Origin of the sequence: Sedimenticola hydrogenitrophicus, from assembly GCF_029017505.1 — a bacterium.
Lineage (GTDB): Bacteria > Pseudomonadota > Gammaproteobacteria > Chromatiales > Chromatiaceae > Sedimenticola > Sedimenticola hydrogenitrophicus_A.
In genome coordinates, this window is record NZ_JAQGEI010000013.1 from 110,959 (window position 1) to 121,379 (window position 10,421).

At 63.1% G+C, this 10,421-nt stretch carries 13 protein-coding genes; 6 read left to right on the forward strand and 7 right to left on the reverse strand.

From position 1 onward, the window contains the following. Positions 1–17: 17 nt before the first annotated feature. Positions 18–311: a PepSY domain-containing protein gene (locus O9K64_RS10220; protein ID WP_275097963.1), complete on the reverse strand. Its 294-nt coding sequence runs from the start codon at positions 309–311 to the stop codon at positions 18–20. A gap of 334 nt (positions 312–645) precedes the next feature. Here O9K64_RS10220 and O9K64_RS10225 point away from each other — a divergent pair, with 334 nt between their 5' ends. Then, complete coding sequence (locus O9K64_RS10225; RefSeq protein WP_275097964.1) at positions 646–858, forward strand: hypothetical protein; 213 nt, start codon at positions 646–648, stop codon at positions 856–858. 141 nt (positions 859–999) lie between these two features. On the opposite strand, the gene O9K64_RS10230 is transcribed toward O9K64_RS10225, so the two are convergent. After that, positions 1,000–1,437: a MarR family winged helix-turn-helix transcriptional regulator gene (locus O9K64_RS10230; RefSeq protein ID WP_275097965.1), complete on the reverse strand. Its 438-nt coding sequence runs from the start codon at positions 1,435–1,437 to the stop codon at positions 1,000–1,002. A 104-nt stretch (positions 1,438–1,541) separates the two neighbouring features. On the opposite strand from O9K64_RS10230, the gene O9K64_RS10235 reads away from it, so the two are divergent. Continuing rightward, a complete protein-coding gene (locus O9K64_RS10235; RefSeq protein ID WP_275097966.1) occupies positions 1,542–1,883 on the forward strand; it encodes a rhodanese-like domain-containing protein in 342 nt (113 codons plus the stop codon). Between the two features lie 157 nt (positions 1,884–2,040). On the opposite strand, the gene O9K64_RS10240 is transcribed toward O9K64_RS10235, so the two are convergent. Then, on the reverse strand, positions 2,041–3,429 hold the full coding sequence (locus O9K64_RS10240; RefSeq protein WP_275097967.1) for a DUF3482 domain-containing protein: 1,389 nt from the start codon (positions 3,427–3,429) through the stop codon (positions 2,041–2,043). Continuing rightward, positions 3,422–4,771, reverse strand: a complete 1,350-nt coding sequence (locus O9K64_RS10245; protein ID WP_275097968.1) for a DUF2868 domain-containing protein — start codon at positions 4,769–4,771, stop codon at positions 3,422–3,424. Before O9K64_RS10245 ends, O9K64_RS10240 begins: the two co-directional genes overlap by 8 nt. Before the next feature lie 267 nt (positions 4,772–5,038). Between O9K64_RS10245 and O9K64_RS10250 the strand changes: the two genes are divergently transcribed. Next, positions 5,039–5,833, forward strand: a complete 795-nt coding sequence (locus O9K64_RS10250; RefSeq protein ID WP_275097969.1) for a spermidine synthase — start codon at positions 5,039–5,041, stop codon at positions 5,831–5,833. 166 nt (positions 5,834–5,999) lie between these two features. Here O9K64_RS10250 and O9K64_RS10255 read toward each other — a convergent pair whose 3' ends face one another. Continuing rightward, entirely contained in the window at positions 6,000–6,545 is a 546-nt protein-coding gene (locus tag O9K64_RS10255) for a carboxymuconolactone decarboxylase family protein (RefSeq protein ID WP_275097970.1), read from the reverse strand. 122 nt (positions 6,546–6,667) lie between these two features. Here O9K64_RS10255 and O9K64_RS10260 point away from each other — a divergent pair, with 122 nt between their 5' ends. The 3 genes from O9K64_RS10260 (at position 6,668) to O9K64_RS10270 (ending at position 8,870) form a co-directional block, all read left to right on the forward strand. Continuing rightward, a complete protein-coding gene (locus tag O9K64_RS10260) occupies positions 6,668–7,501 on the forward strand; it encodes an AraC family transcriptional regulator (RefSeq protein WP_275097971.1) in 834 nt (277 codons plus the stop codon). A 127-nt stretch (positions 7,502–7,628) separates the two neighbouring features. Further along, positions 7,629–7,781, forward strand: coding sequence for a CCGSCS motif protein (locus O9K64_RS10265; protein WP_275097972.1), 153 nt, complete (start codon positions 7,629–7,631; stop codon positions 7,779–7,781). 402 nt (positions 7,782–8,183) lie between these two features. Beyond that, entirely contained in the window at positions 8,184–8,870 is a 687-nt protein-coding gene (locus O9K64_RS10270; RefSeq protein WP_275097973.1) for a 2OG-Fe(II) oxygenase, read from the forward strand. A 63-nt stretch (positions 8,871–8,933) separates the two neighbouring features. Here the strand turns inward: O9K64_RS10270 and O9K64_RS10275 are convergent, their stop codons facing one another. Then, the gene (locus O9K64_RS10275; RefSeq protein ID WP_275097974.1) at positions 8,934–9,470 is read right to left on the reverse strand and encodes a YaeQ family protein; all 537 of its coding nucleotides are present in this window, start codon (positions 9,468–9,470) and stop codon (positions 8,934–8,936) included. Positions 9,471–9,555: 85 nt separating this feature from the next. Further along, entirely contained in the window at positions 9,556–10,293 is a 738-nt protein-coding gene (locus tag O9K64_RS10280; protein ID WP_275097975.1) for an HAD family hydrolase, read from the reverse strand. Between the last annotated feature and the right edge of the window lie 128 nt (positions 10,294–10,421).

Below are 10,421 nucleotides of genomic sequence, written 5' to 3' on the forward strand. Positions count from 1 at the left end.
GTGATAATTACGCAGCACTAATCTTCCCGCTCGCGTTTCAGCAGTTCCCCAGTTACCGCATCCAGCTTCAGTTCCCACACCTTGCCGTCGTCATCCAGCAGTTCGATTTCGTAGATCAGGGCATCCTTTTTCTGTTCCAGCTTGACCTCCAGCGGCCGTCCCGGATACTCGGCGCGGACATTGGCCAGGATCTGTTCCAGCGACAGGATCTCGCCCGACTCCAGCAGCGCCCGCGCCCGTTCGTGGTCACGCTCGGCCATTACCAGCAGCGGCACCAGCAGTGCAACAAGCAATAAATAACGTTTTTTCATGGTAACCCTTATCCTGCACCCTGGGCCGGCGCGAGACAATCCTCATTCGGGTGCTTCAGTGTCCGCAGGAGTTCCCACCGGCCAGTTACAGGGTACGCATGGAGAGATGAATTGAAGCTGAAATCCGCCGACCGACGGACGGACGCGGGGGTTTGCTTCCCGGTAAGGCGGATACTACCACCCGACCGACCTTGCCGCCCCTCCGGGCGCCACCGTGTACCCTGTCGGGGTGCTAGACTTAAGGTATAAGGCATTCCCCGATCAACCCCGGAGCACATCACTCGACGATGTAACACGATGATGTAGCCCTCTCACCCCGAGAAGGAGCCATACCATGACAACCACAATTACCGGTGCATTCACCTCCATGGATACGATCCGCAACGCCATGGACGACCTGCTCGCCAGCGGCATCGACCGGGAGAAGATGTTTGCCGACAGCGAGCATACCGAACTCAAGGTCATGATCCCGGATGATATAGAGAGCGAGGTCACCGAGATCATTCAGCGCCACAAACCGGTGGAGCTGGCCTCGCATCACCGCTGATTCCGAAGTTCGGTCCTTCAGCCACAACCGATGGCTGGCCGGTCATCTCCCCGGCCAGCCATCCCCACACCGCCCCGCCGCTCCATGCATGGATCAATCCTGACAAATCCCCTCGGCTGAGCCGGTGGTTGGCTCGGTGATTCAATCGAGCAGCTTGGCCAGTGTCCTCTCCAGCGATACCAGATCCCGCTCCGTCAGGCGCGCCTCGAAGCGCTCCCGGATGGTGCCGCCGTAAACAGCCCACATGCGTTTGAGCAGCCGGCGTCCGCCGGGGGTGAGGGTGATCACCGCACCCCGCCTGTCCTCGGGGCAGGCCTCGCGATTGAGCAGGGCCTCGTTCTGCAGCCGGTCCAGCAGGCGCGACAGATTGTATTTGGGCAGCAGCACCTTCTGTCCCAGTTCAAACTGACGAATCCGCTGTCCGGGTGCATCGTGCACCTCCAGCAGCACGTCATACCAACTCAGCGGCGGCAGGTCGGCGCGCTTGAGCTCCTGCTCGCTCTGTTCCAGCAGGGTCTTGTAGACGCGGAACAGGTGCGCCCAGGCCGCCACGCTCTCTTTTTTGGGGGGTATTTTCATAACGCAAGTATCCGTGAATCTGGTTGCAATTACAACCTCATTATGCTTCACTTTAGTCGCTGGTTGTAATTGCAACCAGATTGACCAACACAAGGAGAAGCGAAATGATCGAGAAAATCAGCCGTCAGGAGATCCTGGAAAACCTGCGCGACAATCGCCCCATGACCCTGGTCGAGGCGCTGCCGCTGCGATACTTCGCGGATGCCCACCTGCCGGGGGCCATCAATATCAATTTTGACGAGGTGGAGCAGCTGGCGCCCAAGGTGCTGCCCGACCGGGAGGCGTTGATCGTGGTCTACTGCGCCAACGCCGCCTGCCAGAACTCGGCCAAGGCCGCGTTCAAACTGAAGACACTGGGTTACCGCAATGTCAGGCAATACGCCGAGGGCAAGGAGGACTGGGTCAACGCCGGCCTGGAAACGGTCGGTTCCAGGGCCGCGGCCTGACGTAATTTGAAAAAATCCGTAGGGGCAACCCCTCGTGGTTGCCTGGAGGACGGACCTTCGATCGGTCAGGGCAGGCACAGGGGCTTGCCCCTACGGTTGGCCAGTCGGAGGTCCGGGTGGATGGCAATGCCAAGGCAGGCACAGGGGCGGCTCCGCCCTAGTCCGTCAACTGACGGTAGACCCACTCCCGCAACCCGTCCGCCGCCCGCCCCTGCGGCCCCTGCTTCAGCAGCTGACGGCACTGCTTCAGCAGTCGCACCTGGGTCTTCAGCTCCAGGGAGCGCATGCGGCGAATCCCCTCCTCACCGATCACCAGCCGCTCGCGGTCGGCGTGGCTGCGGGCGAGCATGGCCCGGGCATGGCTCAGGGCGCGCCCCAGGATGACGAAGGCGAAGTTGGGATCCTTGACCGGTCCCAGCCGGTGCCTTTCGGCGCTGACCTGGAGCCAGGAGGGAATCCGCTGTTTCACCCAGTCCGCCCCGAACCAGCCGGAAAGCCCGCCCAGCACGCCGCCGCTAATGACGCCGGTCAGCAGCGATGCGCCCCCCAGACCGGCGTCCGCCAGCAGGCCGATGGCCGCGCCGGCCCCGGCGCTGACCAGCGCCAACTGGTGTTTCCCGAGCCCCCAGAGCGTCCACTGGGAGGTGTCCATCAATTCGCTCCGGTCCACCTCCAGCTGGCGCAGATCGGACTCCAACCGATGGTAGAGGAACAGCGCCTCCAGCTGCTGCTGCCCCTCCCGCTCCAGCCGGTTGAGCCGGGTATTGAAGCGTTCGATCTCCTCCGGCAGCAACGCCGCCAGCTGTTCGCGCGCCGCCCGTTCCAGCCGGCTGCTCGACTGCTGGTAACCAAGCAGGCGGTAGAGATTCTCCACGATGATGCCGGCCGCCTGGTGCAGTTTGAGCCGGCGGTAACCCTCCAGCTGTTGGATGGCCCGATCGAAGGCCGTACCGCTGTGCGGTTCCAGTTCGCCGAAGGTGCGCAGCAGCTGCAGGTGCTGCTCGAAGGGGGCATGCAGCGGGTCGAACAGCCGCACCAGGCTGAAATACTGATTCAGCGCCTGCCGCCACTGCGCCACATGGGTATCGCCGCCGATCGGATTGATCAGTGCCAGCCGCGGCCGGCCGGTCCAGCGCAGGATCTCCATCTCGGTCTCGTATTCCGGGCTGTAGGGCAGTGAGCCGTCGACCACGTAGATGATGCCGGCCCCCTCGATGATCGGCTTCAGCAGTTCCACCTCGTCGACAAAGCGGTCGCTGTCAGCGAACTGCTCGATGAACGCCGCCACCCGCTGCGGCCGCCGGTCCGCCGCCACCGGCTGCTCCCTCAGCCAGGCCAGGCACTGGCCGGCGCGCTGGAAGCCGGGTGTATCCACCAGTTCGAAAACGGTACGCCCGTCGAGCTTCAGGGAGAAGCGCTGGGCCACCCGGGTGGTGCCGGAGAGTGGCGAGATCTCCACCTGGTCGTTCTGGGTCAGCGCGGCCACCACCGAGGACTTGCCCTTGTTGGGATGCCCCACCACGGCCATCATCGGATGCTCAGGCATGCGCTCCCCCCGCCGCCGGCTCGCCGTCGATCAAGTGAAAGCCATCGGGAAGCTGGCGCATGAAGGGCAGCCAGGACTGGCTCAGGGCGCGCTGCCGTGACGCGCTCATGCCGGCCAACGGTACCGGCCAGAGAAACAGCCGGCCGCGCTGCCCGGCAAGGGCCTGGCAGAAGTCGGCCAGCTCACCGGTGGGCGGCTCCCAGCCCTTGCAGAGCAGCAGCAGGGGCTGGTCCGGCATCTCTGCCAGCCGTTCCAGCACCTCCCTTACCTGTGCATCCCGCGGCACATCCAGCCACTCCGTGCCGGGGGCATCGGCCGCCAACTGACGGCGCAGGGTGGCGATCTCCGTCTCCGGCCAGATCCCCCAACAGACCACCTGGGGATAGCGGCTCGCCGACGGCTCCGCCTGGCGGTTCGATTCCGTCACCGCCCGCTGCACCACCGGCGAGGCCTCCTGCTCGATCAACTCACTGGTCAGGCGCTGCTGGAGACCACTGATCAGGGCATCGTGGTCCCGCACCCGGTACTGCATGCGCCGCAGGCGAAAGCGGGCCACACCGGTGGTCACCAGCCGCGGCAACAGCAGATAGACCAGCAGGCACATGAGCAGGAAACGCCACCACTGCCCGAACAGGGCGGGCTCTGCGGCCGCCAGCGGGGCGGATCGAAAATAGTGGCTCTGCTCGATCAGCTCCACGGAGGGCACCGCCGCCGGCCACAGGTCCGCCCAGGGCCAGGCCAGGGTACTGGTGATGCGGTAGATCAGGCCGCTGCCCAGGTCCAGGGTCGACGACCAGCCAAAGGCCAGGTCGGTCAGCAACAGGTAGGGCAGAAAGGCGACCAGCATGCCCGCCGCGAACAGCAGCGACAGCTGCTGCCCCAGGGCCACCACGGTCTGTCGCAACAGCGGCCGCAGGGTACCGGGTACGCCCCCCTGGGGCAGCCGATGCTCATACAGGGTGCGTAGCGGAAATGGCACTTGGGCTGCGGTGAAGACGAGCGCCAGCAACCACCAGGCCAGGGGCAGGAACACGGCGATCAGCAGGAACCAGAGCAGGTTGATACGCTGCAGGGGCTGGAACGTCAGCAGCCCCGCCATCAGGGCAAAACCGAGCAGCAGGGCGACCACGCTTGCGCCATAAACGAACAGGGTACTGCCGCCGGGTGACGGGGTGCCGGATTGTTCCAGCCAGCCGCGCAGCAGCCTCCACAACGGCTGTTGCGGCTGGCCGAGCGCCCAGCCGCGATCGCGCCGGTGCAGGGTCTGCCAGTCGATGGTGCGCTCGGTCTCCAGCCGCCGGCGCAGCAGTATCAGCAGCAGGCTTTTTTCCCAGATGCTCACATTATTTCCAGAAGTGGCGCGTGACCCGGGAGCAAGCGCGATTCGCCATCCGAACGCCCCCTCCCCCACGCTTTGTTGTGTTGCCGTAAACAGCGGATCGCCGCGTACATCGATTATGCCACCGGACACTATTTCATAATCCGTGAACTATCAATACCACACAAAGCCCCGTCGAGGACCGCCGTGGGTAAAATTACCCCGGCCCGCACCGGAACCTGCTACCATCCTCGCACACGCCCTGCACACTATTTCCGTAGCATTCCCGCCATGCCCGAAATCGGATCACCACTTCACCTCTGCCGCGATGAATGGGGCCAACTGTCGGTGCACCAGGACGCCGGGCGCCGCATGCTCTGTTTCGGCAACAGCGTGGAACAGAGCTGTATCGATCTCCAGCAACCGGCACGACTCTGTCACCACTACACCCAGGTGATGATGCTGGGTCTGCTGATGAAGCCGGAAATCCGCAACTGCACCCTGCTGGGGCTGGGGGCCGGTGCGCTGGTCCAGGCGCTGCTGGCCCATCAACCCGACTGCCGCATCGACGCGGTGGAGCTGCGCCCCCGGGTGGTGAAACTGGCCAGGGAGTGGTTCGCGCTGCCCGACGACAGACGGCTGCGGCTACATGTGGCCGACGCCTGGGAGTACCTGAACCGCAAGCCCACCCCGGCCGACCTGATGCTGACCGATCTCTACGTGGGCGAGGGAATGAACGAACTGCAGGCGCGGCTCCACTTCCTGGCCGCCTGCCGCAGCGCCCTGAAACCGGGCGGGATACTGGTCTGCAACTACTGGATGAAGAGCAGCCTGACCCACCATGCACTGAACGAAGCACTGCAGGTCGCCTTTGACCGGCAGGTGGTCACCCTCGGCATCCCGGACGGCAACTGCATCGCCTTTGCCTTCGATGGCGGGATACCGCGACTGCGGCAGAAACCGTTTATCCAGGCGGCCACGGAGCTGGGGGAACGCATGCAGATACCGTTGCGCAAACATGCCCGCTCGCTGCTGCACGAGAACCGGCAGGCGTTTCGTTTTGCACGGTGTAACGGCGAGGATTGAGCGGATTCGTCGGAACATCCCGGCGAATCCGCTCGAACACTACTGCAGGATCGGATAGAACTGGGTAAACATCATATCCTTTTCGGCGTTGGCCTGATGACAGGCCGCGCAGTCGGCGGCCGGTGCCGCCGTCGAGGTCTTGCTGTAGGGCGTGCCGGTCTCCGCCTCAGGCCGCTACCGACAGCGTCACCCGAGGGAAGTCCACTTCCGTCCCGGCCACCCGGTTGAGGTAGTTGGTCATGACATTCAGGGCGATGTTGCTGATCACCTCGACCACCAACGCATCGTCCAGTCCGGTGGCTCGCGCCGCCGCCAGATCGCCGTCACTGATCCCGCCGCGGTTGCGGGTGATAGTGAGCACCAGCTTCAGGATGGCCGCGTCCAGCGGATCCTCGGCCTGCCCCTCCCGGGCCTGACGGATCGCCGGCTCCTGCAGGCCGGCCCCCTTGCCGAGTGCCGCATGGGCACTCAGGCAGTATTCACAGCCGTTCTCCTGGGCCACCGCGATGGCCACCAGCTCCCGCTGCCGGGCGCTCAGGCGCCCGCCGGCCAGGGCCTCGGAGAGCTGCAGATACCCCTGCAGGGCCGCCGGGGCGTGAGCAAAAGTGGTGAACATATTGGGCAGGGCGCCCAGTTTCGCCTGCACGGCGCGCAGGGTGGCGGCCGTGGCGGCATCGGTTTGTTCAACGGGTATCGGGGTTATGCGTGACATGATGAACCTCTCTGTAGTCGCTGATTGACAGGAATGCCCGCTCGGGGCACGACTTGATATTGGCAGGCAAGCGGCTACTATAGGTATCAATTCATATCTATTTTTATACTTTGAGTATCATTATGGGCGATCGACTGGTGGAACTGCTGAAGTGCTTCTCGCTCAAGGCGCGGGTCTTTCAGACCGGCCCGCTGTGCCACTCGGCCAGCTTTGACCGGGCGAGCGGGGTCGGTTACATCCATGTCCTGCAACAGGGGCGGCTCCAGGTCCAGTCCCACGCCCACCCGCCACTGGAGTTCCGGGAGCCGACGCTGTTTCTCTACATGAACCCCACCACCCATCACCTGCGTCCACAGGATGGGGTGGAGATGGTGTGTGCCTCGTTCGAGTTCGGTGCCGGACTGAACAACCCGCTGTCCCGTGCCCTGCCGGAGGTGGTGGTGATCCGGCTGGCGGATATGCCGGCACTGGATCGCGCCCTGTCGCTGCTGTTTATCGAGGCGGTGGAGCATCACTGCGGACAGCAGGCAATCCTGGACCGCCTGATGGAGGTGGTGATTGTGCTGGTGTTGCGGGACCTGATGGATCAGCACCGCCTGGGCTTCGGCCTGCTCGCCGGCCTGGCCGATGACCGGCTGGCCCGGGCGATCAACGCCATGCATGCCGAGCCGGCCCGCGACTGGTCGCTGGAGGCGCTGGCCGACCGCTCCAGCATGTCCCGGGCCCGTTTCGCCAACCGGTTCCGGGAGGTGGTGGGCACCACGCCCGGGGCCTACCTGAGTGAGTGGCGACTCACTGTCGCCCAATCCCTGCTGCGCCAGGGCAAGCCGGTGCAGTACGTGGCCGATACGGTGGGGTACGGCAGCGCCAGCGCCCTGTCGCGCAGCTTCCGGGCGCATACCGGGCAATCGCCACGGGCGTGGCTGAAACAGGAACAGGATCCGGTCACGCCCTGATAACGCGGCTGCAGAGGCCAAAAGCAGGATGCCGCGGCAAAATTGAGCCAGGACAAGGCATGACCGCACGCCACCCCTTATGCTGGTCGCCGAGTTTATCACCCGAGAATTTAGGATGGAGCATAAAATGAGCACCGATACCCAGCAGGCCACCACCGAAACCAACGCCGATGAGGCGCAGCCGCAGACCACGGCGATCGATGTGAATATCCAGGTGGAGACCACCGAGGAGAAGAAAGAGGAGGAACGCCCCGGCGTCTGCTGCGGCTCCTGCTCGTAACATGTGACACGGGGGGGAGGCGCCGCCTCCCCCAACCCCACCCGGGATCCCCATCCGCCTGAACTGCCGCATCAATCTCACCAGACGGCCACACAAGAACACAACTCACTGTAATTATTGGTATTTATAATTCAGGTTTCGAAGTTCATTTCACAAAGCCGAATCGCCGAATTCGTAGGGTGGATAAGCTTGCGCATCCACCGCCATTCGATTCATGGTGGATGCGCTGATGCTTATCCACCCTACAAGTACTGCCACGCCAATCCCATCAGACGGCCACGCAAGAACGCAACGTACTGTAATTATTGGTATTTATAATTCTGGCGCAAACCGGTATCCGGGCCTAGAATAACGCCACGCCAAGCACTGCCCGGCCGCGCCTGCCGGGAGCCGATCCCACTTTTGAGCGCTACCCGCTTGATACATCCACTCTCTGAGTTCAATGCCGAAATTCCCCTCGAGGAGGACGGCCTGTTCGAACGCATCGCCTGTGGTATCGAATCCCAGGGCTACGTCATTCTGCCCGCCGCCCTGCCCCACCCTGTCGCCGACAGCCTGGTACGCTACCTGAGCCTGCTGGAGGAGGAGCGCTTTCACCAGGCGCGCATCGGCCGCGGCCTGGAGCAGGACCGGAACCCATTTATCCGCCGCGACAAGATCTACTGGATGGATGACGCCCACCCCGGTGCCAGCCAATGGTTCGACTGGACCACGCGCCTGAAACTTTATCTGAACCGGCGCCTGTTCCTCGGCCTGTTCTCGTTTGAGAGTCACTTCGCGCTCTACCACCCCGGTGATTTTTACAAAAAACACCTGGACGCCTTTCGCGGCGAATCCAACCGCGTGCTGACCCTGGTCACCTATCTGAACATGGGCTGGGAACCGGGCCAGGGTGGCGAGCTGGTGGTCTACGCCCCGGATGACGGCGACGAGATCAGCAAGGTGGTGCCCGCCTTCGGCACGATGGTGATCTTTCTCAGCGAGGAGTTTCCCCACGAGGTGCTGGCCGCCGACCGGGACCGCTACAGCGTCGCCGGTTGGTTCCGGATTAACGGCTCCATCAACCGGCAGATCGATCCGCCGCGTTGAGGGCCGATCAACCCGGATCACCCTGATGGGTTACGCCGTGCCGACTCCGCCCATCCCGCAGACCTAGCGTGCCTGCAGCGGCGACCACTCCACTTCACACTCCCCCGACTCGGTCGCCACATAGGCGGAATCGCCGGTGATGGTGACGGACAGCGTCATGGTTCGCCGCAACAACGCGGCCAGCTCGCTGATGCCCCGGGCGTCAAATCGAAATACCGAAACCGGCAACATGCCAAATTTGCTCCGGGACTGCTCCCACCAGACATCGGATTTGGCATTGAAGCTGTAGACCTTGACGCTTTTCGCCAGTCGCGTGGCCTTCTTGATCCGCTCCACGGCCGGTTCGCCCACATCGATCCACAAGGCCACCTGATCATCCAGCGTGCGCCGCCAGATGTCCGGCACATCGGGTTCCGAAAGCCCCTTGGTAAAGACCAGTGACTCCTGGGCATTCAGACAATAGGCCATCACCCGCGCCATCATCCGTTCAGGGTTTTCGGACGGGTGCTGCGCCACCGTCAGGTTCAGGGTGTCGTAATAGTTACGATTAATATCCGACAGGCTGATGTTAAATTTATAGATGGTTGGCTTCAGGGCCATGACGAATCCTTTACTACACCCGAGAACGGCTCAGCGGGCTCATTGACAGGCGGGGAAGGTAGCACGTTTTCGACCGACAACCGAATCAATCCCGCTGCAATCCGCGAATCAGGGCCGGTATCTCACTCGGGTGCATCACGGTGTGGTGGGGCGTGATCCCCAGTTCCGCATCCAGCGGCTGCTGATGCCGGACCCAGACAGAGGTAATGCGACTGCCGTGGGCACCCGCGATATCGGCCGCCAGGCTGTCACCCACATGGATCGCCTCGTGGGCCTCGCAGTTGGCCAGCTTCAGGGCCTTCTCGAAGATGGAGCGCGCCGGCTTCTCCTCCGGCTCCTGGCCACCGATAATGATGTGATCCACATGGGCCGCCAGATTGACCGTCTCGATCTTCGGTATCTGGGAAAACACCGGGCCATTGGTAATCACCACGGTGGTGAACAACCGGCGGGCCTCGGCCAGAAACGCCTCGATCCCCGGAAAGAAATCAAAGGCGGCCAGGCGATCATGGTCGAACTGCTTCTGTAAGGCTTGCGCTGCCGCTTGACTCACCTCGCCCGCACCCAGTTCAGCCAGCAGGTCAATCATCAACTGCACGCGAAACGCATCCTCGCCCTGCCATTCAATAATCGACAGATAACGCGCCCGCTGGGCGTCACTCCAGCGGCGATAGAAGCCCGATTCGTAGCTATCGGCAAACAGCACGCCATCCACACCGAACCGCACCCGCACCGTCTCGGCCAGCTGCGCCTTGGCGATATCAGTCGCCTTTCGGGTATCGCAGAGGGTTTCATCCAGGTCGAAAAAAATGGCTTTCAGCACACCGGTATCCTGCAAGTAGCGTAGGTAAGATGGGTAAAGCGAAGCGTAACTCATCCCACGAATTCATAAATAATACCACTGTAGGAGCGGCGCCCCCGCCGCGATGATCGGCCCGGGGCGGACCTCCT